Raw genomic sequence first — 22,787 nt, 5'->3', positions numbered from 1 at the left:
AATACTATGGCAAAAATATGTTTTGAAACGGGAATCGATAGACTTAATTGGACTGTCGAACCGGGAATTGATGATGCGCTAGAGTTTATTCTGACGAATACTGGGTCACGTCAAGGTTGTTTATTAGAGTTGAAATCTTATTATTATGCTAAATCCTTATTGTCATGGTTTAAGGATGGGGATTTAGAGCAACTTCGCCAACATGCCTATACCTCAGCAAAGTTGTATCGACTCTACTATCAGAGAGCAAACAGCGTCTGGCAAGGAGCATTTTGCCACTTTATGGCTCTGATAAGTGATCATGAGCCTTTGATAAACTGGCACAGCCAGTTTATCTCTCCTCTTTACCGAGTAACAGGCGGGAAAGCAGTGCGCAACCGTGTGGGTTGCCCTGAATATCATGCGTTCCAAGCGATTTTAGCGCTGCAAGGTAAATGGGATTTGTTGGGGGAGCGTGCTGAATATATTTTAGCGAACCCACCGGGTCAGAAAATGGCAAAGTATCAAATTGACCAAGAGTTTTATCTTGCGCTGGCAAAAGGGGATGTACCTGCCATGGAACAGGTATTAAACAGTCTTACTGGCCCGAAAGCTAAAGTTCGCAATTTTGATGGCGCACTGGGATTAACCGAACATTTAATGTCGTTGTTTGGCTTTATTTACGCCAAAATGGCTTGGCGTGCAGGGTATCAGGTACAGGTGGACAGTCCCTATTTACCTATGGAATGGCTGCCAATATCCCCCCTTACCACATATCGTGATGAATATGATTTTTTAGCTGATTTTGATCTATTTCAGCCTTTTACGAATGAAATGGCGCCTTTTTCGCCAGTGAGTGAAGTGGATAAACGAGTCGATGTTACTGTAGGTTCATCACCCTTTGCCTAATATTGAGAGTTTATATGAGCATATTTGATATTTTTAAAAATAATTCACCAGTAAATGCCGATGGTGATATGCCTGATATCAGTTATCAGATGAATGAATATTCTGCCGATGCTCGTCGTCGTAGTGATATATTTGTCACAGTTGCAAAACAGCAAGGTCTTGAGATATTAGCAGGGCGATTTGGAGGTGAATATAACAATGACATGCTTGCAGCGGGTGAAAAAAACGGACAATTTTTGTTAATGTTAGGTATGAAAATCACTGGTTCTGACGGTGGCATTCAGCTTGATAAGCTGTCAATGGGTTGTTTTCTGCAATTCTCTAAGCCTTGGTTAAATATGGTCGTGTACTCACTGCGCTTATCTGGTACGCAATTAGCTATTGCGGATAAAATTGAAAGCCACGTAAAAGATGGTTCTATTTCGTTAGCGGTTGCATTTATTGATATGGAGACAAAAAAGCTTAATATCATACCGTTAACTATTCAATAGTAATGATTGAAATATTAAACGATAAGGGGGAAATCATACGATATATGTTTTTACCTGAACTCAATGCATGCAGATGTATCAATCCGAGGGGGAAATGTACCTATGGCATAAAGAGATACACATCCATCAGCGGCTGCAGTTTTCAGTATTTTTTGGATAAGGCGCTTATTTTGTGGTGAAGATGTGAAATGGGAAGTTTATACTGGAAAATAATAAAAGCAGTTTTTATTATTCTGATACAGAAGTTGTGCAACTTTGCCAACTTATGGAAATACACCTGCCCCAGTTTATATAGGTTCAATAAAGTGATATGAATATAAAATATAAATTGTACATTATGGTCTTTATCATGTTGTGTTCTGTGCTTATCTCTGAGACTGCATTTGCTAGTGGTATTTGGTGTACAGGAAAAGTAACTAATGCCTACATTGACAGCGATAAAAATGTAATACTGAAAGGGAGTTGGCGAAATGAATATACACGGATTTGCAGCACTGATGGTAGCAATGGCGTCGATACTATCACATGTAGCCTATGGTTTTCGATTATAACAACCTCTATGGTGCATGATAAAGAAGTTATCCTGATGTATTCCGATCAAAATAGCACTTTAAATTGCTCGAATATCCCTACTTATTCAAGTTCGCCTCGCCCAGATTATGTTATGTTGACGAAATGAATTGTTAGTCACTTATTTTCTCTGTCATTATTTTAATCAATATGGCCTTAAGGTGGGGTTATGAACTCTAGATTAGCATGTTTTTTATTTTTAATTATTACTTTATGTTTATCATTGTCAAACGCAGAAGCTAATAGATACTGGCCCCCCAAAACATTAATCGAATGGTCTTTAAGCTTGAATAATGGTGTCGCTTATATTTCATCTCCACAGTTTGCCGAACATTGCCTTTATGGTCGTGGACAAATAAATATGGATGGAACGGAATTTAATAAGTCTATGTATGCTTACGCGATGTCTGCTAAGGCAAGAGGATTGAAACTAAGGTATGTTGTAGATAACTCTCAAAGTATCTGTATCATCACAGGACTTGAAGAAGTAAGTTGATACCATTTTAATATGTAACTTAATTAAGTTGGTTAGCGATTTAAGTATTTTAATATTGACTAGTTTACGGAGTGGACTATGAATAGTCATTTGTTTTTAAATTCGTTCAGATTTCTCGTGTTTTCTTTAACGCTCTTACCCTTTAGCACTATTGCATGGGATGGAATGGTTTATGGTAAAGTTAAAGCAATCCATGTAACAGGTCATAATAATTATGATTTTAGAATTGAGCTGGAAGACTCGCCAAAGCTTTGCGGAAATGAACATCAATGGGCCTATGTAAATCAATCTGATAGTAATTATCAAACTTATTCTTCTGTTTTGATAGCTGCTAATCTAGCCGGTAAGAACATTACTCTTTATACAAATCAAGAAAAGGTTTCAGGTAATAATTATTGTCATATTGGCTATGTAGTGCTTAGTTAAGGGTTCTATGAAATATTTATTTGTACTCTGTTTGTGTATGTTTGCTGGACATGCTTGTGCTGCATGGGTTAATACAACAGGCAAGATAACTAGTATTGTCAATTATGCCCATCGGGATACCATTTTAGTCGCATTGAGTGATAATGGTATGGCTGTTTCACAATGTAGTGATAGAACTACTTTTGCTGTGGGTGATAAATACACTCCAGAACGTCGCGCAAGAATGTATGCAATGCTGCTCGCAGCTCAAGCATCTGAGCGTAGTATTACTATATCCTATAACGATGTTGGAAATTGCGAGCCCTGGGATAGCAATCCAGATGTTTTCCGACTTATCACTCGTTTAACATTAAAAAATTAATAATGTTAAAGATGGATTTTTATATAATGAAATATATTATTATTTTAATTTTTTGTTTCTCACCATGTTGTTGGGCTAATAGCTCATTTACTGCCGACTCAATCAATAGACTAGTTGTTCATGACTTTGGTCAGCATATTTTAGTCTATTTCCCTAGTGATGTGACAAATGCTGAGCAATGCGCAAGTAACAATGGTGTTGCCTTGAAAAAAGAACATCCACTTTTTAATGAAATGTATGCAGCATTGCTATCTACATTTCATGGGAATGGACGATTATCTGGTTGGGTTAATGGTTGTGACCCTTTTTTTAAAATGCCGTTATTGACTCGGGTAGATCTAACTAAGTGATCTAATCTCTATTGGTGTGAGAGTCAAATCTCACTCGTATAATTTAATTGCTTTGTGAGGTTGTAATGAAAAGGATTTTGTTTCTATTTCAAATGTGTATTTTAGTTGGAGTTTCAAGTGAGGTATCTGCAAGAACAGATTGTCAGGTTGCAAAAATTTTGAACATTCAGCTAGAAGGTGAAAAAATCATGTATTTTCAAGAGGGGGCTCCATGGCGTACGCTTGGGTATGTGAATAACAATGACGGTACAAAAGAAAGGTATGCTGCACTTCTTGCCGCACAAATGGCTGGCAAAAAAGTCGTCGTAGGATATAAAGAAAATGGATATGACTGTAATGTGACTAATTACAGTGTGCCAGCTTTTATTGTGAGAACATTTAATGAATGATCTTCTAAAAGTATTTTTATTAGGCTTAGCTTGTATTCCTTATGCTGTTAAAAGTGAGGAAGTGTGGAGTGCGGATACAAAGATTAAAATATTGTACCCCACGTCAGGTGTATTGATTTTCGTGACTGATTATCGTCATAATTTAAGTCAATGTGATAATGGCACAAGATTTATGCTCGACACTACTGCTGCAGATTATTCTGTACTGGCTTCAGTATTAATTGCCGCATTTATGTCAGATAAAACTATTAGGTTTAATTTTAATCTTTCTCAGAATCCTACTTGCAGTCCAACTGTCAATAGATTTATGGTGTTTAAATAAATTTAGGTGTTCAATATGCGTACCTTTTTTGCGATTACTCTCGCTTACTCCTTATGTTTTAATTGTACCGCAGCAGGGATTACACCTGCTGTTGTTCCTAAAAATTTGCATATCTATGATGTTCAAGGTTCTACTTATGTTGATATGGTTGCACATGATTGTTCTGGTTCTAGATATCATTTAAACCCTAACCATCCTAAATATGATGCGATATTTTCCATATTATTATCAGCTCAGTTAGCAGAGAGAAAAGTGATGGTGAAGTTTGGTGATTGCATTAATGGAAGTAATCCTCAGGGAGAAATCGTTGGAGTTTACTTACCCTAGGTTGTTGAATTATTTTCTGAAAAGTGGTGCCGTTATGAAATTGTTAGTAACATTTTTTATGTTGTTTAGTTTCAATGTTTATTCAGCTGAGTATGCTTCGAAAGTTGCTCAGATCAACTTGTACAGCAGTAATTGGACTCATGATACATGGAAAGGGTCATTGATTTTTAAATTACAGACCATGCCATCTGGTGTGTCCCATTTTACGGTGAAGAGAGATGATATTGCATTATCTAGCTTTTTATCATTGTTACTGGCAGCGAAAAAAACCGATACTACTGTTAATGTTGTTTATGACGCAGTTGTAGATGCCAATGGCTTTGCAACTACTTTAGCGATATTTGAACCTTAGCTGATAAAATGATTATCTGGTTGTGCTCAAAAACAGACTTTTATAGTTTTCGATGTAATTTAAATGTATGTAGATAAAGAGGGCGTTATATGAAAATAATCATGTCTATCGTGCTATTTATGTGTTCCGTGTCTTGGGCGTTTGCAGGTGGGCAAACTGGTCTTATTACACAAATCAATGTCAGAACGGATGGATTACATTGGGTTGTTTTATCCGGGGAACGTGGGGAAATGCCAGCTTGTACTCAAGGTCACTATAAGTATTGGATGATAAAAGACGAAAACGCTACCTACGGGAAAAGCCAATTTAGTATGTTGTTAGCAGCTTATCTCTCAGGTAAACCGGTGACAATTATTGGTACTGGCAACTGCAGTCGATGGGGAGATGGTGAAGATATAGGCACACTGCTACTATAGAATTGAGTTGTTATATCTCACATTGTTAGCTTCATTTGCTTAACTTTACGGTTTAAATTTAAAGGTAAAGTGTTGATATTATTAGTTTTTTATAATGTCGAGAATGATATTAGCGTATGCTATGGCATATGTTTGTGGGGAACTAGTTAGTTAGGGAATACTGAAATAAGATATTTATCATGTTTATTGAGTTGCATTGTTATAATATTGAGGATGTATGAAATTTAAGAAAAGGTTACTACTAAGTTTTCTACCCCTATTTGCTTGCAATGTTTGGGCCGGTGGTTTCACCGCATTTGCTATTCCTACTCGCATTGACATCGATCGCGGAAATGGGCTGATGGTATTCGGGGCGTTTGGTAATCCTGGTGGATGCACAGTTGGTGATAGAATATACATTAATATTAATCATCCTCAGTATCAGCAGATTTATGCTGCTATATTGGCTGCCTTTGCCAGCGGCAAAAAAATTCAAGCCTATTCACACGAATGTAAACCTGCTTCGTGGTATTCTGTTGAAGCTGTGACATATAACCATGTAGAACCTTATTCTGCAGTGAATTTGATGAATTAACTCTAAACTAATTCTGGATGTTATATTCATTTTTAGCAATGTTGCCCCAAAAGTCTTTGCAAGTGGTTAGCATCAAACTCTTAGTTATCATAGGATTTGTCTTAAGTTGGTTTAAGTTAGCGGTTTCTCCCAACGCTCTTTGGCCATGTTTAAAGGTTTTATCCTGTCCATTTTGATTTAGACTACCTGAAATAGTGGCAAAGAAACCGTTATCTCTTGGCACTATTGCATAGCTTTCTATTGTTACTCGACTGATATTCGTCTTGGATTTGGTTAGTGATTCTTGTTTCATGCATGTAAGTAGAAGTGTTTGGCTATTTTCACCGGTAGATATCAGCCCCTCTTCAAGTTCTTTCGCGATGCCTTCATCTATAGCTACTCCTATTGCAATACCTGTAATCCCTATGGTTGACATCATTGCAGCACTGTTCCCCTTATACAAAAGGCGCGCTTCTTTAGATATTTCAACTTTAGCTGGTGCAACTTGTTCTTGGCTTGCACAACCATTCAAGGTTGCGGCAAAGAATACAGTAACAATGATTGGTTTACATGGAATAAGCTTGAACATTTATTTCCTCTTTGGTTTGTATGGCTTCGAGTAGGATAATACTTTTTTCAAGCTATTTTTATAGCTTTTTACAAAGTTACATTTTCTAATTATGTTGTTCATTAATCATAGCTATAATAATTCAACTGGCTGCCTAAGTGTCACTCATTTTTAATTTTTATTATTAGCCCTGAAAATGTGTGAAGATGTTCACTACATTCTTTCTGTAGAGGTGGAAGATAGGAGGGTTTTAGTTTCTGGTTGATTTGAGTCTAGGCTTAGACTAAAGTGCAGTTGTTATAAAACTAGGTATATTAAAAGCGTGGAGGTTGATGAAGACGATGGAAGTATAATATTTTTTATGCTTTCAAGATGGTTTTCTCGTATAGTGTAATATGTCAGGTCGTCAATTTATAATAATCGAGAGCACTCGTTGGAGTTCTTATCATTCGTTAGCGGCTCGTCTTTAATTACAGTTTTTTAATGAAAATTCAGTCTCAGTTCATACATGCTTGCTCAAGGGTTGATTAATAATCACATAGTACGTTTCTTATGCTTTAATTAGAAAAATTACATATATGAAAATTTATAGAAAAGTAATTCTTTGTTTGATGTTCGCTCTTGCTTGCAGTTACGCCACTGCTAATGAGCCAAGTGTTGAGACCATAATTACAGAAATACACTCATATCCTGAATATGGGAATGGTGACGTAATTTTTAAAGTGGCTCATCAGGGAGATATCTGTAAGGGCTATTGGTTGGCACCATCTACTCCCGGCTTTGCTGCAAATTTGAGCTTGCTGCTTTCTGCTTTTCACTCTGAATCTAAAGTAAGAATATGGGGACAAACACAAAGTGATAAGAAGTGGGATGGTTCTGGTACTCATTTTTGCAAGCTCTATAATATAAGTCTAATCAAATAGCCTTCTCAACTTAATCTGATTTGAGTACATTCTGTCTCTAATTTACAGGAGGTTTTAGTCATAGCGGTAGGCATTACTGGTAAAGAGTTGTAATACCTACCTAATGGTGAGATCCGTTACTTTTGTTTTCCTCTCACCATCCTGACGTATAGATAAAGAACTGGTCCATTCCAGCGGCCATGACCATCATAGAATTGGATAAGCCACTTGCCGCCAAACTGGCTATTATCGCTGGCAGTAGATGTCCAATAGCCAGCATAGTCAGGTGTCTGTGGAAATGCTGATTGCGCTAATGTCGGGCTTTTATAGTTACCTTCACACACATTATCGTTTGGTTTCCAATAACTTGGTTTGCCTGAAGAACAATAAATCAGTGAACTTAATTCCTCTTTTGTGGGTAAGCGCCAGTCGGTGTGGTTACCATCAGAGATAGACATTCCCATGGCATATGGCCAGATAAAAGTAGTAGGACTGCCTTTACAGCTACCGTCTTGCCAAGTCTGTCCTACACTACAGCGCATCCACATCAGCTTGGTTTGTGTGTCAGTGATAGTGCCATTGCCGTTATCAATATACCGCTCTGCAAGTGTACCATCTCCAATTTTGGTAAACGTGGCATTGATTTGGCAATCTGATGTCACTGTGCCTGTGGTGTACTCATTGTTATTGAGCGTACCGTTACAGCCTGTGACGGATTCAATTTGATAGCCGATGTCCGTTGAGAGGTTAAAGCTGGCGTGGGTGTTGTAACTGACATCAATACTCTCGGGACTGATTTTGCCTCCGGTTGTTGCTTGCGTGGTGATTTTGTACGTGCTGAGTTTGAAAGATACGGTGACTGCACACTGGGCATTTATGATCGCTGTTTTATAGCTGTTTTGGGTTAATGCGCCGCCGCAACCACTGATATCATCGATTTGATAGCCGGTATCGGGTGTCACAGTGAAAGTCGTTGCATGACCGGATTCAACCAAGTTTATTGCTGGGCTGATTTTCCCGCCAAGGCTTGCTGTCGCTGGGATGCTGTAGACGGTTGGGGTGACTTGTCCGTTGTCATCGTTGCTGTCACCCTCCGAGCCGCCACAGCCAGCGAGTAATGTTGTTGCAAGTATGCTCAAAAGCAGTGGATTTGCCTTTGATGGCGGTGTTTTTATTGATGTTATGGCGTGTTTGATGCTTGCGTGAATGCACTTATTCATAGGTGTTCCCTGTTATGTGGTCCTGATTAAAGCAGGCGGTTGGTTGTGATGATTACTTCGTTACTTGATTGAGGAGGATGTTTTCTGGTGTGAATATTTCGCCGATAGCCTTGTTGAGTGAGTTACTGTAGATGTCATCTAGGGCATTGTTGGCGGTGATATACGGGGTGTACTCTTTACCTTCTCCCAATGACAGTTGCCACCTTGCGGTATTCACTTCAAAGGTATCGTCGAGATTGATGAGGAACTGAATCGTCAATGATGCGTGTGTGACCTGAGAGATAAAGGCTTCATCGACTTTTCCAGTTACCGCTTCAGAGGCTTTTTGACCCATTTGCTTGAAGTGTTTCAGCTTCATATTGCAGGTATATACCACTGTGGTAATGCCATTGTTGGCTTCTTGCTCTACCCAAGCCGTGTTGGCGCAAGGCGACCATTTATCAAACGCCTGACCTATGTTGGTTTGCTTGTAGTCTTCGAGGAACCCCTCTTTTACATAGAGAATATTTAATGGTTCACCGAAACGAATGCCGAGAATGATTAAGACGATAAGGAACGCAACAAACGTAACAACCGCAGAGGATATGATACCTAACCAACCCGTCATCCACTTTGGCATCCAAGGCCATATAGTTTCACCGAGCTTGTAATAACGGTAATAGTCATAATTAGCCGTAAGACTAAAGACAATAGAATTGATGATAAAAGGAAGCTTGCTCAGGTTCTTGTCAGTAATGAGTGATGCAACTGCTATGATTATCAGGTTCAGCAGCATTAGCATGAGAAACAGATAAATGCCTTTCTTCCACATGCCCTTAGCGAAGTAGTACCCCGTGCCAAACACGAATGCGAGTGCATTCATGTTAACCACATTCTGCCCCTTTATTTGCTCCTTTTTAGGCCTTGAGGTATGTGCAGGACTTTTTGCTGAAGCAAAATAGCCCAACTTGTCAGCTTGTCTTAGGTCAAATTCAGCAAACACCTTTTGCCAGCCTTTACTTAAATCATCATAAGATTTCACTGTCGGTTTAGTGGCTGTTGCAGGCTTAGCTTCAATCGATGGCTTCGCTACTTGTTTTGGTGTAACAGGGGCGGTGGCTACAGGGGTTGCCATTGCGGCTTGAGTTGCTACGGGCTTGATGTAGGTAATGATACCCACAGCGTTCAGCTTGGCTTTTAGTGCGTTAGCTTCACTTTCGCTCAGAGCTTTCTTAATGCATATCGGATTACCTGAGAACAACAGATGTGCTTTTTCCTCGGGGACTTTCAGAAACTTTGCCAGTGCTTGACTCAGCTTATGGCGATCTTTTCCTTCTGCTATCTCACCTTTAAAAATGACGTTGTAGGAGTTCATTACCTTTCCTTGTAATACGGGTTGAGCTATAGGCTTTACTAGGTCAAGTAGACCTATGTTTGCTCAAGGGTTTAAATGAGGATTATATGCACTAAATGCGGATTATAATCCGTGGTTAGTTGGTAAGCAAATTCCCATAGTGGTTGCCTTGTGACGAAGGAGACACTATGAAAACATTAGCGACTGAATTTGGTCATGCGATGCGTAAAATGAGAAAGCACAAAGGCTTGTCTCAAGATGAATTGGCGTTACGTGCAGAGATTGACCGCAGTTATATCGGCCGAATAGAACGAGCTGAGGCGAACATCACGCTCGATATGTTGTACAAGATTGCTGAGGTGCTCGACTGTGAGCCACATGAGTTGCTGCCGAGTCGAACATCACTAAAAGGTCAGGTGTTACCTAAATCTTAAATACAGCCTCGCTGTTTGTAGCTGGCTTGCCACTCTTTAAACAGCTCAGTCAGTCTTGCTTCATTCTGCTTACTACCAGACGCTCTTTTGGCTCTTACTTTGGATTTAGCTTTGCCTAGGTCAACGCCCGACAGCTCTTTACTGTACATCTTCGGCGTCACATGGCTGTAGTGCTGTTCAATCATGGCAATGCTGGTGCCACATTGTTTAGCTAACACTTCCATGCTGACGTTGCCTGACATCAGTTGCCACGTAATGTAGGTATGGCGTAATGAGTAAAGTGTTCTAACGCCATGGGGGGATGACTTTAAACCTGCTTCGGATATGGCTTTTTCAAAGGCTTTACCGAGTTCATTGGTGGTTGAACCATCAGCTAAGCGAAACAGTTTGTCAGAGGGCTTTCTGTTTGGGAATCGCTCTCGTAACTCTTGAACGCTGGAGAAGATTTCATCTCGGCAAACCACTTCTCGGGTGCCAGTGTGCTTGACTGTTTTCCCCTTGGTCACAGTGATATAGAAGATAATGTTGTGCTCATTGGTATCGATGTGGATGTCACCCCATGTCAGGCTTTCCATTTCCGTTCCTGGTCGAATACCCGTATTCACCGCAAACTCGATATAGTCCATCAGTAACTCACGAATTTGGCGGGTTTTCTCCTTACGGCTGTTTTGCTTAAGCTGGTATACGGTATCGAATGCTTTGTTGTATTCCTCTGGTGAAAAATGTGCTCGACGCTGTGACTCTGCCCCTTTGGTTGATAAAGAGGGCACTTGAGCCGCTAACATCCATTTATGGTCAACCGCTTCTTTAAACACTAACTGCATAGCGGCATTGTGGTTTAACAGTGTCGATTTGGCTGGGACTCTATCAAATTGTTCAATACGCCATTTATCAAACTCACGCAGCTTCTCACTATCAATCGAGGTAATGTAAGTGCGGTCGAAAAAGGGGATATGGTACTTACGTAATACCTGAATATAGGTCTTGTAGTTAAGTGGGGCTGTCTCGTTATCGAGCGCTTCTTCCATAGCGCTAATGGCTTTTTCAGCCACATCACGAAAGCGTTTGGAGCTCACCAGCAGATTACGGTCGGCCATGAACTGGAATTCCATTTGAATCCGATAGGCCATACCAATGGCTTTCTCTTTTTCTTTCTGCTTGGTGGCTTTGGCGTGCCACTTACCTGCGACTTTAATGCGAGCATACCAACGTTCGCTATTGTCTTGCAGGTAGATGTATAATTCGTCGGAAATATCGTGTCGTTCAACCTGTTTGCTCATAGTCTGCGTCTGATGTGGGTTTGCAAAGAATTTGCAAAGTTTGTACTTTATATCGTAACTATATGAAAAATAATAGTGATATTACAAGCTTTCTATTCAAAATCCCCCGCCCTTAAAAGCGTGCCAGTTCGAGTCTGGCCACTGGTACCAAATCCTTCTGATGAAGGAACTAAAACCGACCCAGAGTCGGTTTTTTTGTGCCTGAAATTTGGTTTTCGCTCGGTGCTCTAGGTTGAGCTAGTGGGATTCGGCGATATCCATTTGCGTCATAGTCACGCCTTTGATTTGTGCATAAATGGCTTTTCCATGAGTGAGTTGCAGTTCGTCGCAGGCCCAAGGGGTGATGTTGGCCCAAAGTTCATCATGGCCTAGGGCGATTTTTAATTGGATGTGCTCGCCGTTATCACTGGGGTATAACTCTTTAATTTCTCCCTTTAGCAGGTTGCGGATACTCGATCCTTTGGGGATCTCAGTGCAAACCGAGACATGATTTGCCTGAATACGCACTTTGAGTTTCTTTGCCGTTTCAGCTAGGTAGCCATTTACCCACAAATAGTTTCCATCATCCATCACGAGTCGCGTCATGGGGTAGTCGGGATGTCTGTCGGCGACCTTTGCACTGAGGAGTGAGCTGAGTTCCTGCAATGGCACCCAAGGGCGCATCTGCTCGCTATTCCACACTTCACTTAAGGCGCCTTGGGCAATCAATTTCCCCTGATGCAGCACCAGCATATAATCCGCCAGTTGTAAGATCTCATCTAGGCTGTGACTCACATACACTATTGGCAGTTTTAGTTCCTGCGATAAGGTTTGCAGGTAGGGCAGCAACTCGCGTTTACGGGGTAAATCGAGTGATGCCAGCGGCTCATCCATCAGTAGCATGTTAGGTGATGTCAGCAGGGCACGGCCAATGGCAACCCGTTGTTTTTCACCGCCCGATAGCGTGCTGGGATAACGACTGAGGAGTTTTTCAATCCCTAGTAGTTGCACAATTCTATCGAACAAGACTGGGTTAGCTTTACGCATACCATAGTTGAGATTGCCCTTCACGCTATAGTGCGGGAACAGTCGTGCTTCTTGAAATACATAGCCAATTTGGCGCTTCTCTGGGGGTAGGTTCACTTTGCCTTGTTGATAAAGCAGTTTGTCGCCGAGGCGGATTTCACCGCTATCTGGGGTCGAAAGCCCGCCAAGTAGGTTCACGAGCGAGGTCTTACCCGCACCCGAGCGGCCAAAAACGGCTGTCACGCCTTGCAATGGCAATTGGGTATCGACTTTCAGTTGCAGTTGTCCGAGTCGTTTTTCAATATTGATTGTTAACATACGCTTGCCGTCCTCTGCAGGGCTTTTTTACTCAGCCATTGAGAGGCGAGTAAAGATGCTAGTGCGATCACTATCGAGATAATGCATAGACGCATGGCCTGATATTCGGCCCCTGGGGTTTCAATAAAAGAGTACATGGCGAGCGGAATTGTACGAGTTTCACCGGGAATATTAGAAACGAAGGTAATAGTCGAGCCAAATTCCCCTAGGCTGCGAGCAAAGGCGATAATCATGCCTGACACTATCCCCGGAGAGGTGAGCGGCAGTGTGATGGTGAGAAATACCCGCCATCGACTGCTACCTAAAGTGCGTGCGGCCTGCTCGAGTCGAATATCAACTGTTTCAAAGGATTGGCGTATGGCTCTGACCATCAGCGGGAATGACACAATCGCCGCCGCGAGGGCCGCACCGCGCCAACTAAAGCTAAAACTGATGCCAAACCAATTAAATAACCACTGGCCGATAAAACCTTGGCGGCCCATGCTGATCAGCAAGAGGTAACCCACTACCACGGGCGGTAACACCAATGGTAGATGGAGCACACTGTCGAATATGGCCTTGCCAGGAAACTCGACTCTTGCCAGCAACCAAGCGCATAAAATGCCCAAGGGTAAACTGGCGATAACGGCAACGGATGACACCTTTAAACTGAGCAGCAGTGCGGCAATTTCATAGTCGCTTAAAAGAGAGCCACTTAGCAGAGAGCCGCTTAAAAATGAGCTGCTTAACAAAGAACCACTCAGCACCCTAATTCACTCCAAAGCCATATTTCTCAAACACATTTTTTGCACTTGGGCCCTGCAGATACTCATTGAACGCTTTGGCGCTTGCGGTCGATTCTTGTTTGACTAAGGCGACAGGGTATTCAATTGGGCTGTAACTCGTTTCTGGGAAGGTGCCAATGATTTTGATCTTTTGGGCGACTTTTGCATCGGTTGAATACACTATGCCAAGCGGCGCTTCACCCTGTTCAACCAAAGCGAGGGCGGCACGGACATTGTTAGCACGGGCGAGTAAAGGCTCAGCGGCTTGCCATAGCTTGAGGTTTTCGAGGGCTTGCTTGGCATATTGTCCAGCGGGCACATGATCTGGATCGCCAACAGCCATACGACTGCCTTTTAATGCGGCTTTAATATCCCAATCGCCATTGAGCACGACTTCTGTGATGGGACTATTTTTCTCGGCAATTAAAACTAAGTTATTTTTTAGCAAGGTTTTACGGCTGTTAACATCGACCGCTTTAGCATCGACTAGATAATCCATCCACTTTTGATTCGCCGAGACAAACAGATCGGCGGGCGCACCATTGGCAACTTGTTTTGCCAGTGTTGAGGAAGAGGCGAAGGAGAATATCACCTTAGTATTGTGTTCTTTTTCATATTGCTGGCCGATTTCGTTAAGGGCATTGGTGAGCGATGCCGCTGCAAAAACAGTCACTTGCTCATTGTCTGCCGCAAAAATTGGGCTAGATGTCAGTACCATTGTGAATAATGAAGCCGTGGTAAAACGCAGTAATTGCTTAAGGTAAATGGATTTCATTGTGTTCCTCCGTGATAAAAAGAGATCGTTATATACCAATCTATACATCGATCATTCAAGCCTTAAGCAATCAATTAGTGATCTGTGTGCGGTTTCTTGCTGATTAATGGCATTCATCCGCTGAAATATCTCGGTAATCTTATTGGTATCCTCAAGACGATGAAGGACAATAGGACTCAAGTCAGACTTGGGTGCTGGATAAACGATGGATTTACATGCATTACTTACGCTTTCCCTCGGGGATAAGCCCTTCGCCAATCCTAGGCGGATAAGCCTGCTTGAGCAGGTTGCCAACACAGGCTCGATCAGCCAAGGCGCCAAGCTTGCGGGGATCAGTTATAAAGCGGCGTGGGACGCGATCAATGAGATGAACACCGCCATGCCCGAACCCGTAGTGTGTAGCGAAAAGGGCGGCAAAGGCGGTGGCGGCGCTAAACTCACCGAATTTGGCGAACGGTTGCTTAAGGTGTATTCCATCACCTCCCAAGTACAAGAAATGGCTTTGGCTGCCTTGCTCGATGAGTCCGTCGATATGCACAGTTTATTGGATGTGATGGCGCATTTCTCTCTCAACACCAGCGCCCGCAATCAGTTGACGGGGCGTATCAATAGCATTGATTCATTTGGATTAAATGACAAAATCAGCGTGACCTTAGCGGGCGGACAACAGATTCAGATTTCAGTGACCCATTCGAGCCGCGAACGCTTGCAGTTAGCCCTGGATAAATCTGTGTTGTTACTGTTTAAAGCCCCCGCTGTACTGGCGACGACTCATGCCTGTGAAGTGGATGGGCAAAATTGCCTAAGCGGTCGTTTGCTGAGCGTGACTGAACTTGGCGATAAGACCGAATTAGCCATAGATATTGATGGCAAAGACATCATCTATTCGGTGATGCCACTCACCCAAATGCAGAGTTTGGCTGTCGGCGAGCCATGTTTTGCCTGTTTTGATGCCACGCAGGTGATCCTCGCCAGCATGAATTAGTCGAATTTAGTGATTGATTCGATTAATCATTGGGTTATTCACTGAGAATGGCCAGTAATTGGCGTGAATGTTTCGTAGCGGGTTGGTCGTTTTTGTATTTAAATCGACATCAAAGTCATAAGGCTTCACCCCACGACGTTGATTTTTATTGAAAAAATCAAATGAAGTCTGTATCTAGATTCGTTTGAATGGCTGAACTACCACAAGTGGCATAGTCATAGAATGTAGACAACAACAATTTATCACCTGACGATTTGGTATCGCACTAAATTGGCATGGCAGTCTAAGCACCACTCAATCGTGCTTTCCTTGTCAATTTCTACACAGATATTTGCAAATCTTTACCTGTTAACGACACTTCCTTCGTCTACTGTCTTTGGCTAACTCTATATACTGTTGGAACAATTTCAGTTCCTTAGCAAGATGAATGCTTGCTGTCTTTAGCATTGATGGACACGACAATACCGATGAAAAAATCCTCAAAGCGTAAATTGCTGCTCGCGTTAAGCGGCTTAATCCTCCTGAGTGGCGGTGCTTATTTTATGTGGCATAAGCCTGAAACAGCACCTACCTATGTAACTGAAGCGGTGCGCCGTGGCGATATCGAAAACTCAGTACTTGCCAATGGCATGTTGCAGGCATCCAAACTGGTGAGTGTAGGCGCACAGGTATCGGGGCAAATCTTAAGTTTGCCGCTGGCACTGGGTGATGAAGTAAAGAAAGGCGATTTGATTGCTCAGATTGATAGCTTAGCGCAGCAGAATAATTTGAAGGATGCCCTCGCATCACTCAAGAGTATCAATGCTCAGTTCCGCGCCAAACAGGCGCAGATCCGCCAAGCTAAGTTGGAATTTAGCCGCCAGCAGCAAATGCTTGCCGATAAGGCCAGTTCTCGTGCCGATTATGAAGTGGCCGATGCTAATCTAACGGTTTATCAAGCCGAGCTTGAGCAATTAGAAGCGCAAAAACAACAGGCTGAGATTAACGTCGACAGTGCCAGAATCGATTTAGGTTATACCAAAATTACTGCGCCGATGGATGGCACTGTGGTGTATTCCGCGGTAGAAGTGGGGCAAACCGTTAACGCTAATCAAACAACACCGACCATAGTTGAAATGGCGCAGCTGGATACCATGACAGTTAAAGCGCAGATTTCCGAAGCCGATGTTGTCAATGTCCATCCGGGTCAAGCCGTGTATTTCACTGTCCTTGGAAAACCGAATCATCCCTACCGTGGCGTTTTGAGGGCGATTGAGCCTGGGCCGATTTCGATGGATGGCGACGATAGCAATATGAGCTCTAGCGACTCAGACGCTATTTATTACCATGGTCTGTTTGATGTAGAAAACCCTGACCGCACCTTGCGTATCGGCATGACGGCGCAGGTGTCCATAGTGTTAGCTAAGGCCGATGATGCGCTATTAGTGCCTGCGCAGATATTGCGTATAAAGCCGAGGGAGAAATCCGCGGTGCCAGAGGCTAAGTCTGTCGAGCGTAAAGCCCGCAGCGGCCCGCAATATCAAGTGCCTGTGTTAGTTGATAACCAAGTGCAATATGTGGATGTCACTGTGGGGATTAACAACAAAATCAATGCTGAAATCACCGCGGGTTTGAAGGAAGGCGATCAGGTTGTGCTTGGCATGCCGTCTTCCGATGATGGCAGCAGTAAATTACGTCGCTCACCTAGCGTGAGGTTTTAACAGTGACAACGGCATTACTTGAAATTTCAGGTTGTTATCGCACTTTTCAGGCGGGTGAGCAGCAACTCACTGTGCTGAAAGATGTGAACTTGTCGATTGGCCGTGGCGAGATGGTGGCGATAGTAGGTGCTTCTGGCTCGGGTAAATCGACCCTAATGAACATTCTTGGTTGTTTAGATAAGCCGTCAAAGGGCGCGTATTTTATCAACGGCCAAGATACCTCGACTATGGACGTTGATGAGTTAGCGCAGCTGCGCCGCGAGCACTTTGGTTTTATCTTTCAGCGTTATCATTTACTGGGTGATTTGACCGCCATAGGCAACGTCGAAGTGCCTGCTGTGTATGCGGGTAAAGAACGCACGGTTCGTAAAGACAGGGCCGAGCATTTGTTAACGCGTTTAGGCCTTGGCGACAGGCTTGACCATAAACCCAATCAGCTCAGTGGCGGACAGCAGCAGCGGGTCAGTGTGGCGCGCGCTTTGATGAATGGCGGCGATGTGATCCTTGCCGATGAGCCGACGGGTGCATTGGATAGTCACAGCGGCGAAGAAATGATGCAGTTGTTGCAGGAGCTTCACAGCGACGGTCATACCATCATTATCGTGACCCACGATATGCACGTGGCCCAATATGCCGACCGCATTATCGAAATCAAAGACGGCGTGATCATCAGCGATGAGCGCAGTCAGGATAAACAAACGGCTAAGCCACAAAGCTCGACGTCACAAACTTCGACGTCGCAAAGCTCAACGTTACAAAATATGGCGCCACAAAATCCTAGCGGTGCAGTGGCAGCAAAAGACAGCTCGCGTGCGCGGGTGGCTTCGTGGGACAGATATGTCGAAGCGCTTAAAATGGCGCTGGTGGCGATGTCGACCCACAGGTTACGTACCTTCTTGACTATGCTCGGGATTATTATCGGTATCGCCTCTGTGGTTTCTGTGGTGGCCTTAGGTGAAGGCTCGCAGCAGGCCATCCTCAAAAGTATCAGTTCGATGGGGACTAACACGATTGATATTCGCCCCGGTTCTGGTTTTGGCGATAGACGCTCGGCGCGGGTGCGCACCTTAACCGCTACGGACGCCAATGCCCTTAAAAATCTGCCCTATGTTGATAGCGTGACGCCAAGCATTGGCTCTACTGCAACGGTTCGTTTTGGTAATAAAGCGGTATCGGCATCGGTGAATGGTGTGGGACCTGAGTTTTTCCGTGTAAGAGGGTACGAGTTAGCGCAGGGCCAATTTTGGGATGATGCCAGTGTCGCATCGCTCGCCCAAGATGCGGTGATTGATGACAACACCCGTAAGGAGCTTTTCCCTAACAGCGCTGCCGACAATAACTCGGCGATAGGGCAAGTGATTTTCCTTGGAGATTTACCCGTACGTATCATAGGTGTGACTCAACCCAAAGAAAGTGCTTTTGGTAACAGCGATGCGCTTAATGTATGGGTGCCTTACACCACAGTTTCTGGCCGTATGGTGGGTAAAAATTATTTGGATGGTATTACCGTTCGACTCGATGAAACTGTGCCGAGTAACGCGGCGGAGCAGGGCATTATCGCGCTGCTTAAAATGCGCCACGGCACGCAAGATTTCTTCACCATTAATACCGATACCATTAGGCAGAACATCGAAAAAACCACTGCGACCATGACCTTACTAATCTCGGCTATCGCGGTGATTTCCCTTGTCGTTGGCGGAATTGGGGTGATGAACATTATGTTAGTGTCTGTGACTGAGCGAACCCGTGAAATCGGTGTTCGTATGGCGGTGGGTGCGCGCCAGAGCGATATTTTGCGCCAGTTCCTTATCGAAGCCATTTTAGTGTGTTTGTGTGGGGGCACCTTAGGCATCGCCTTGTCCTACTTAATTGGCGTGGTGTTTGCTCAAACGGGGGGCAGTTTCCAAATGATTTATTCCACCACCTCCATCGTTGCTGCCTTTGCCTGCTCGACCTTAATTGGTGTGCTATTTGGTTTCTTACCCGCCCGCAATGCGGCGCAGTTAGATCCCGTTGATGCACTAGCCAGAGAGTAATAACACCATGAATACTAAAATATTTAATCAACCATTTTCGCCTCGTAGCAGTACTATTGCTGTTTGCACGGCTTTGGGATCAGCTCTGTGCATAGCACTACTGAGTGGTTGTGGCAGTGTTATGCGTTCAGACTTTGAACCGCCTGCATTGGCTATTCCCGAACAGTGGCAAAACACCACAGTGAACGAGCAAGTGAGAGTTGATCCTTGGTGGCAGCAGTTTCATCAGCCCGAGCTCGATAAGCTGGTCAGCCAAGTATTGAGCACTAACAATGACTTAACCATAGCGACCTTAACGCTGCGTAAGGCACGCTTGCAGGCAGGACTCACGCGGGATGATCTATACCCACAGTTATCGGCAAACCTTGACGCTTCCCGTAATCAGCCACTTGAGGGTGGCGATGCGACTCAGAGTTATCAAGCAAAATTGTCCGTGAGTTATGAGGTGGACTTGTGGGGCAAAGTGTCGGCCAATATCGACCAAGCTCAATGGGCGGCGCTGGCGAGCGCCGAAGATAGGGAAAGTACCACCCAAAGCCTAGTGGCGACCACCGCATCCTTGTATTGGCAGATAGGTTATTTAAATCAACGGATTGATTTAAGCCAAAAGAGTATCGAGTACAGTCAGCAAACGCTGGCATTAACCCAAAGGCAGTATGATTCTGGGGCCGTGACGCAAGTGAATGTGCTTGAAGCTCAGCGCAGTATGGCGGGACAAGAGGCCGCCCATAGCCAGCTTATTCAGCAATTAACTGTGGCTAAAAACGCCCTCGCGATATTACTCAATCAAGCGCCAGCCGCTGATCCAGTGCAGAGTTTAGCTTCAGGGGGAACTTGGGTTGAGATTAAGCAACTCCCCGACGTAGCAGTGCCGGACGTTAGCGTGGGTGTACCCGCAGATTTATTAGTGAGACGGCCAGATGTGAAGGCCTCCTTGTATCAACTGCGCTCCGCCTTGGCGAGTAAAGATGCGACCTATGCGAGTTATTTCCCAAGCCTGAGTTTAACCGGCGGTGTTGGGGAGTCGACCTCTGAGTTAAAAGAGTTGTTACGCAATCCCGTTGGCAGTTTAGGCGCAGGGCTAGTCTTGCCCTTTTTGCAGTGGAATCAAATGCAAATTAATAATGACATTGCCGATATCGATTATCAAACCGCAGTGGTGAATTATCGCAAGACGCTTTATTCCGCCTTTGAGGATGTCGATAACGCGATTTCGGCTAAGCAGCAATATCGTTATCAAGGGGAGAAGTTGGCACAGCAATTTAGCGCAGCGGCGGCCGTTGAAGCCATTTATGAGAGCCAGTACCGCAATGGCGCTATCGGTATTCAGAATTGGATTGATGCCCAAGAGAATCGTCGCAGCGCCGAGGCGGCTTTACTCGAGAATCGCTATAACCAACTCACCGCCCAAGCGACGCTTTATCAAGCCCTTGGTGGCAGCGATATCGCCCCTCCTTTGGCAAAGGAATAGCGCATTTTTGTAAAAGCATCACAGCGCGACAGAAAAATAAAAAACCGCTATTAATAGCGGTTTTTTATATTGCTCAGGGTGAGTGTTTGAATCTGTGCTTAGCCGTTAAGCGGATTAGCTGCGTAATATTTGCAGCGGCAAGCTGAGCATATCATCGCCCGTTTCCGCTAAGTGCCAGATGATGCCGACTAAGGCACCAACCGTGAGCAAGTACCAAATAACCGAGAAGATTTGCCCGTATCTGTCTAATGGCAGCAGGTGGCTTTGATGGCGAGTGCGCCACTCGAAGATGATTTCTAAGCTACCGATCAACAGCAAGAAGCCCAATAGCGCTAAGCCTAAGGTGTAGCTGATATACACACCAAAAGCGGCACCAGCGGCGCAGGCGACCAAGCCCATAATGCTGTTCATCGAAAAGCTGATGCTCTTTAAAATATGGCCGCCATCGAGTGGCAGAATAGGCAATAAATTAAATAGGTTAAGCAGCGCATTAAAGGCGGCAAGGCCAGCAAAAAACACATTGCCCGTTGCGTGGTAAGCAATCAAGGAAGCGATGGACATCAAGAGCCCAAAGGTCGGTCCCATGATAGAAATCACCACATCTTGCCAACGCGTATTAATTTTCTCATCGGAGAGCGCGAGTCCGCCCATAAAGGGAATAAGGTAAATCCCTTTGGTCTTCATCCCAAAATATTTCATTGCGCGAATATGGCCATATTCGTGAAATACCAAACAGGCGATAAGTGCGAGGGCGAATTGGAAGGAAAATAGCCAAGAATAAGCGGCAACACTGGCGCCCGCTAACACTACCTTTATGACTTTAGCGCTCTTTAACAGCTTAAAGCCGAGGGAGGCGAGTCCTATCATGCTGATTTTTTGCTGCTTAACGATGGGCGTTTCTGGTGTTTGGCGTTCGATATCTTTCTCTGTCCGTCGCCCTTGGTCGATAATTTTGTCATCCATCAGCAAGCAGTAATCGAGGCGGAAAGGCTGCCAAACGAGATCGGTTTCGAGGCGAACTTGGATTTTAGCTTCTGTCATGGCGATGGCTTGCTCACCACTTTCTGTCACCAATGGGCTGCTGTGGTGGGTGAGCTCAAAGACATGGACTTTAAGGCCGCCATTATCGACGGAAGCTTCTTTTTGTGAGACTAAGGTGTTGTCCCAGTAGAGTTGTTGCCAGCCCGCGAGCGAGCCTTCTAAGCGCAGTTGTTTGCCTAAGCAGTCAATCTTAAGTAGTTCCAATTTCGGTTCCATCTGTTTGTATATTTAGTGCCAACTTAAACGTCATCCCTTGAGTCGACGCAGAAAACGGTTATTTGGGAGTGCATCTTAAGCGCTTTACCGTCTGGCTTAGCGCTGTTACACCGTGGCAAATTATGCCTGTGAATTGATTATGAGGATATTAGCTTTTAAGGTCATATTGTTTTTTATTGATTAACTGAGTTATTGATAGCCATTTATTATGGCTTATCATGTGCTTGCTGTTTATTCATCGAGGGTACGAACAATTTCAATGCCTTGGGCAATTGTCGTGAAAGCCAGTTTAGCGACACAACATTGTCCTAGTGCTTGGGCATGATTTTGAACCCATTTGATAAATTCATTGAGTGGCAAATCCTGTTTTTGGCGCAGTAATCGAGGTAATTCGCCAACAGGATCTTCATGGATTTTTTGTGGACAGGCACTGATAAGGTACCGCTGCCCTTTGGAGTCTAATAATTGATCGGTTTCGATGAAGTGATGCTGATAGAGACAGGCCAGTTCGAGCCAATCTCTTTGATGTTCTAGGTAAAGTAATTCGTCATTTTGAGTCAGTTTTACAATCGCTGGCCATTCAATACTCGACATCTTAACGCTAGTCATTTCAGATCCTTAGGAAGTTTAAAATGGGCTCTGAGGTATTCTCTGAGATCAATCGGCGGCAGTAGACAAGGATTAGGATTTAGCAAGAAGGTGACTTGGCATACTGCTGCGTGCGTTTATCTGTGAGCAGTATGCCACGCTTGGAGAAGATAGATAGAGGCCAGAACGAGTTCAGAGGTTTGGCTACCG

The 22,787-nt window shown here is 43.9% G+C and carries 27 protein-coding genes; 18 read left to right on the top strand and 9 right to left on the bottom strand.

Features of this window, described 5'->3' with window-relative positions:
• Positions 1-6: 6 nt before the first annotated feature.
• The 12 genes from L5L94_RS20675 (at position 7) to L5L94_RS20620 (ending at position 5,962) form a co-directional block, all read left to right on the top strand.
• Positions 7-888 (top strand): immunity 49 family protein, encoded by an 882-nt coding sequence (locus L5L94_RS20675; RefSeq protein WP_263164874.1) that lies wholly within the window; start codon positions 7-9, stop codon positions 886-888.
• A gap of 14 nt (positions 889-902) precedes the next feature.
• Positions 903-1,379, top strand: coding sequence for a hypothetical protein (locus tag L5L94_RS20670; protein ID WP_263164872.1), 477 nt, complete (start codon positions 903-905; stop codon positions 1,377-1,379).
• Between the two features lie 739 nt (positions 1,380-2,118).
• Positions 2,119-2,445 carry a hypothetical protein gene (locus L5L94_RS20665; protein WP_263164870.1) on the top strand — a complete coding sequence of 109 codons (327 nt, stop codon included), beginning with the start codon at positions 2,119-2,121 and terminating at the stop codon, positions 2,443-2,445.
• A 78-nt stretch (positions 2,446-2,523) separates the two neighbouring features.
• Positions 2,524-2,871, top strand: coding sequence for a hypothetical protein (locus L5L94_RS20660; protein WP_263164868.1), 348 nt, complete (start codon positions 2,524-2,526; stop codon positions 2,869-2,871).
• A 7-nt stretch (positions 2,872-2,878) separates the two neighbouring features.
• Positions 2,879-3,232 (top strand): hypothetical protein, encoded by a 354-nt coding sequence (locus tag L5L94_RS20655; RefSeq protein ID WP_168826721.1) that lies wholly within the window; start codon positions 2,879-2,881, stop codon positions 3,230-3,232.
• Between the two features lie 26 nt (positions 3,233-3,258).
• A complete protein-coding gene (locus L5L94_RS20650) occupies positions 3,259-3,582 on the top strand; it encodes a hypothetical protein (protein ID WP_263164866.1) in 324 nt (107 codons plus the stop codon).
• A 65-nt stretch (positions 3,583-3,647) separates the two neighbouring features.
• Complete coding sequence (locus L5L94_RS20645; protein WP_263164864.1) at positions 3,648-3,971, top strand: hypothetical protein; 324 nt, start codon at positions 3,648-3,650, stop codon at positions 3,969-3,971.
• On the top strand, positions 3,964-4,293 hold the full coding sequence (locus tag L5L94_RS20640) for a hypothetical protein (protein WP_263164862.1): 330 nt from the start codon (positions 3,964-3,966) through the stop codon (positions 4,291-4,293). The genes L5L94_RS20645 and L5L94_RS20640 overlap by 8 nt, the downstream gene beginning before the upstream one ends.
• Positions 4,294-4,308: 15 nt before the next feature.
• Complete coding sequence (locus L5L94_RS20635) at positions 4,309-4,620, top strand: hypothetical protein (protein WP_263164861.1); 312 nt, start codon at positions 4,309-4,311, stop codon at positions 4,618-4,620.
• A 34-nt stretch (positions 4,621-4,654) separates the two neighbouring features.
• A complete protein-coding gene (locus tag L5L94_RS20630; protein ID WP_263164860.1) occupies positions 4,655-4,972 on the top strand; it encodes a hypothetical protein in 318 nt (105 codons plus the stop codon).
• Positions 4,973-5,061: 89 nt separating this feature from the next.
• Positions 5,062-5,388 (top strand): hypothetical protein, encoded by a 327-nt coding sequence (locus L5L94_RS20625; RefSeq protein ID WP_168826731.1) that lies wholly within the window; start codon positions 5,062-5,064, stop codon positions 5,386-5,388.
• Positions 5,389-5,605: 217 nt separating this feature from the next.
• Entirely contained in the window at positions 5,606-5,962 is a 357-nt protein-coding gene (locus L5L94_RS20620; RefSeq protein WP_263164858.1) for a hypothetical protein, read from the top strand.
• A 7-nt stretch (positions 5,963-5,969) separates the two neighbouring features.
• On the opposite strand, the gene L5L94_RS20615 is transcribed toward L5L94_RS20620, so the two are convergent.
• On the bottom strand, positions 5,970-6,530 hold the full coding sequence (locus L5L94_RS20615; RefSeq protein ID WP_263164856.1) for a hypothetical protein: 561 nt from the start codon (positions 6,528-6,530) through the stop codon (positions 5,970-5,972).
• 557 nt (positions 6,531-7,087) lie between these two features.
• On the opposite strand from L5L94_RS20615, the gene L5L94_RS20610 reads away from it, so the two are divergent.
• Entirely contained in the window at positions 7,088-7,432 is a 345-nt protein-coding gene (locus L5L94_RS20610) for a hypothetical protein (protein ID WP_168826737.1), read from the top strand.
• A 116-nt stretch (positions 7,433-7,548) separates the two neighbouring features.
• Here the strand turns inward: L5L94_RS20610 and L5L94_RS20605 are convergent, their stop codons facing one another.
• Both L5L94_RS20605 and L5L94_RS20600 read right to left on the bottom strand, forming a co-directional pair.
• On the bottom strand, positions 7,549-8,631 hold the full coding sequence (locus L5L94_RS20605; protein WP_263164855.1) for a DUF1566 domain-containing protein: 1,083 nt from the start codon (positions 8,629-8,631) through the stop codon (positions 7,549-7,551).
• Between the two features lie 52 nt (positions 8,632-8,683).
• Entirely contained in the window at positions 8,684-9,985 is a 1,302-nt protein-coding gene (locus tag L5L94_RS20600) for a DUF2628 domain-containing protein (RefSeq protein WP_263164853.1), read from the bottom strand.
• A 167-nt stretch (positions 9,986-10,152) separates the two neighbouring features.
• Between L5L94_RS20600 and L5L94_RS20595 the strand changes: the two genes are divergently transcribed.
• A complete protein-coding gene (locus L5L94_RS20595; protein ID WP_263164851.1) occupies positions 10,153-10,398 on the top strand; it encodes a helix-turn-helix domain-containing protein in 246 nt (81 codons plus the stop codon).
• Here L5L94_RS20595 and L5L94_RS20590 read toward each other — a convergent pair.
• The 4 genes from L5L94_RS20590 to modA all read right to left on the bottom strand — a co-directional run bounded on the left by L5L94_RS20590 (position 10,395) and on the right by modA (position 14,540).
• Entirely contained in the window at positions 10,395-11,678 is a 1,284-nt protein-coding gene (locus L5L94_RS20590; protein WP_263164850.1) for a tyrosine-type recombinase/integrase, read from the bottom strand. The genes L5L94_RS20595 and L5L94_RS20590 overlap by 4 nt on opposite strands.
• 237 nt (positions 11,679-11,915) lie before the next feature.
• Positions 11,916-13,001 (bottom strand): molybdenum ABC transporter ATP-binding protein ModC, encoded by a 1,086-nt coding sequence (modC, locus tag L5L94_RS20585; RefSeq protein WP_263164848.1) that lies wholly within the window; start codon positions 12,999-13,001, stop codon positions 11,916-11,918.
• Positions 12,995-13,732, bottom strand: a complete 738-nt coding sequence (modB, locus tag L5L94_RS20580; protein WP_263164898.1) for a molybdate ABC transporter permease subunit — start codon at positions 13,730-13,732, stop codon at positions 12,995-12,997. The genes modC and modB overlap by 7 nt, the downstream gene beginning before the upstream one ends.
• 16 nt (positions 13,733-13,748) lie before the next feature.
• Positions 13,749-14,540, bottom strand: coding sequence for a molybdate ABC transporter substrate-binding protein (modA, locus tag L5L94_RS20575; RefSeq protein WP_263164846.1), 792 nt, complete (start codon positions 14,538-14,540; stop codon positions 13,749-13,751).
• Between the two features lie 205 nt (positions 14,541-14,745).
• Here modA and L5L94_RS20570 point away from each other — a divergent pair, with 205 nt between their 5' ends.
• The 4 genes from L5L94_RS20570 (at position 14,746) to L5L94_RS20555 (ending at position 20,732) form a co-directional block, all read left to right on the top strand.
• Positions 14,746-15,525, top strand: a complete 780-nt coding sequence (locus L5L94_RS20570) for a TOBE domain-containing protein (protein ID WP_113941541.1) — start codon at positions 14,746-14,748, stop codon at positions 15,523-15,525.
• Between the two features lie 467 nt (positions 15,526-15,992).
• On the top strand, positions 15,993-17,225 hold the full coding sequence (locus L5L94_RS20565) for an efflux RND transporter periplasmic adaptor subunit (protein WP_263164845.1): 1,233 nt from the start codon (positions 15,993-15,995) through the stop codon (positions 17,223-17,225).
• A 2-nt stretch (positions 17,226-17,227) separates the two neighbouring features.
• Positions 17,228-19,261, top strand: a complete 2,034-nt coding sequence (locus tag L5L94_RS20560; RefSeq protein ID WP_105251489.1) for a MacB family efflux pump subunit — start codon at positions 17,228-17,230, stop codon at positions 19,259-19,261.
• A gap of 7 nt (positions 19,262-19,268) precedes the next feature.
• Complete coding sequence (locus L5L94_RS20555; RefSeq protein WP_263164842.1) at positions 19,269-20,732, top strand: efflux transporter outer membrane subunit; 1,464 nt, start codon at positions 19,269-19,271, stop codon at positions 20,730-20,732.
• A 114-nt stretch (positions 20,733-20,846) separates the two neighbouring features.
• Here L5L94_RS20555 and L5L94_RS20550 read toward each other — a convergent pair whose 3' ends face one another.
• Positions 20,847-21,989, bottom strand: a complete 1,143-nt coding sequence (locus L5L94_RS20550) for a site-2 protease family protein (RefSeq protein WP_263164841.1) — start codon at positions 21,987-21,989, stop codon at positions 20,847-20,849.
• 231 nt (positions 21,990-22,220) lie between these two features.
• The gene (locus L5L94_RS20545) at positions 22,221-22,598 is read right to left on the bottom strand and encodes a DUF4144 family protein (protein ID WP_028759298.1); all 378 of its coding nucleotides are present in this window, start codon (positions 22,596-22,598) and stop codon (positions 22,221-22,223) included.
• Positions 22,599-22,787: the final 189 nt, after the last annotated feature.

Source organism: Shewanella sp. SM21 (assembly GCF_025654335.1).
GTDB lineage: Bacteria > Pseudomonadota > Gammaproteobacteria > Enterobacterales > Shewanellaceae > Shewanella > Shewanella oncorhynchi.
Note: the sequence above shows the minus strand (reverse complement) of the source record. Positions and strands in the feature narration are given on the sequence as shown.

Bases quoted from the DNA above. Each gene is read 5' to 3' on its own strand.
- L5L94_RS20675 (WP_263164874.1), top strand. From the start codon at position 7: ATGGCAAAAATATGTTTTGAAACGGGAATCGATAGACTTAATTGGACT.
- L5L94_RS20670 (WP_263164872.1), top strand. From the start codon at position 903: ATGAGCATATTTGATATTTTTAAAAATAATTCACCAGTAAATGCCGAT.
- L5L94_RS20665 (WP_263164870.1), top strand. From the start codon at position 2,119: ATGAACTCTAGATTAGCATGTTTTTTATTTTTAATTATTACTTTATGT.
- L5L94_RS20660 (WP_263164868.1), top strand. From the start codon at position 2,524: ATGAATAGTCATTTGTTTTTAAATTCGTTCAGATTTCTCGTGTTTTCT.
- L5L94_RS20655 (WP_168826721.1), top strand. From the start codon at position 2,879: ATGAAATATTTATTTGTACTCTGTTTGTGTATGTTTGCTGGACATGCT.
- L5L94_RS20650 (WP_263164866.1), top strand. From the start codon at position 3,259: ATGAAATATATTATTATTTTAATTTTTTGTTTCTCACCATGTTGTTGG.
- L5L94_RS20645 (WP_263164864.1), top strand. From the start codon at position 3,648: ATGAAAAGGATTTTGTTTCTATTTCAAATGTGTATTTTAGTTGGAGTT.
- L5L94_RS20640 (WP_263164862.1), top strand. From the start codon at position 3,964: ATGAATGATCTTCTAAAAGTATTTTTATTAGGCTTAGCTTGTATTCCT.
- L5L94_RS20635 (WP_263164861.1), top strand. From the start codon at position 4,309: ATGCGTACCTTTTTTGCGATTACTCTCGCTTACTCCTTATGTTTTAAT.
- L5L94_RS20630 (WP_263164860.1), top strand. From the start codon at position 4,655: ATGAAATTGTTAGTAACATTTTTTATGTTGTTTAGTTTCAATGTTTAT.
- L5L94_RS20625 (WP_168826731.1), top strand. From the start codon at position 5,062: ATGAAAATAATCATGTCTATCGTGCTATTTATGTGTTCCGTGTCTTGG.
- L5L94_RS20620 (WP_263164858.1), top strand. From the start codon at position 5,606: ATGAAATTTAAGAAAAGGTTACTACTAAGTTTTCTACCCCTATTTGCT.
- L5L94_RS20615 (WP_263164856.1), bottom strand. From the start codon at position 6,530: ATGTTCAAGCTTATTCCATGTAAACCAATCATTGTTACTGTATTCTTT.
- L5L94_RS20610 (WP_168826737.1), top strand. From the start codon at position 7,088: ATGAAAATTTATAGAAAAGTAATTCTTTGTTTGATGTTCGCTCTTGCT.
- L5L94_RS20605 (WP_263164855.1), bottom strand. From the start codon at position 8,631: ATGAATAAGTGCATTCACGCAAGCATCAAACACGCCATAACATCAATA.
- L5L94_RS20600 (WP_263164853.1), bottom strand. From the start codon at position 9,985: ATGAACTCCTACAACGTCATTTTTAAAGGTGAGATAGCAGAAGGAAAA.
- L5L94_RS20595 (WP_263164851.1), top strand. From the start codon at position 10,153: ATGAAAACATTAGCGACTGAATTTGGTCATGCGATGCGTAAAATGAGA.
- L5L94_RS20590 (WP_263164850.1), bottom strand. From the start codon at position 11,678: ATGAGCAAACAGGTTGAACGACACGATATTTCCGACGAATTATACATC.
- modC (WP_263164848.1), bottom strand. From the start codon at position 13,001: ATGTTAACAATCAATATTGAAAAACGACTCGGACAACTGCAACTGAAA.
- modA (WP_263164846.1), bottom strand. From the start codon at position 14,540: ATGAAATCCATTTACCTTAAGCAATTACTGCGTTTTACCACGGCTTCA.
- L5L94_RS20570 (WP_113941541.1), top strand. From the start codon at position 14,746: ATGGATTTACATGCATTACTTACGCTTTCCCTCGGGGATAAGCCCTTC.
- L5L94_RS20565 (WP_263164845.1), top strand. From the start codon at position 15,993: ATGAAAAAATCCTCAAAGCGTAAATTGCTGCTCGCGTTAAGCGGCTTA.
- L5L94_RS20555 (WP_263164842.1), top strand. From the start codon at position 19,269: ATGAATACTAAAATATTTAATCAACCATTTTCGCCTCGTAGCAGTACT.
- L5L94_RS20550 (WP_263164841.1), bottom strand. From the start codon at position 21,989: ATGGAACCGAAATTGGAACTACTTAAGATTGACTGCTTAGGCAAACAA.
- L5L94_RS20545 (WP_028759298.1), bottom strand. From the start codon at position 22,598: ATGACTAGCGTTAAGATGTCGAGTATTGAATGGCCAGCGATTGTAAAA.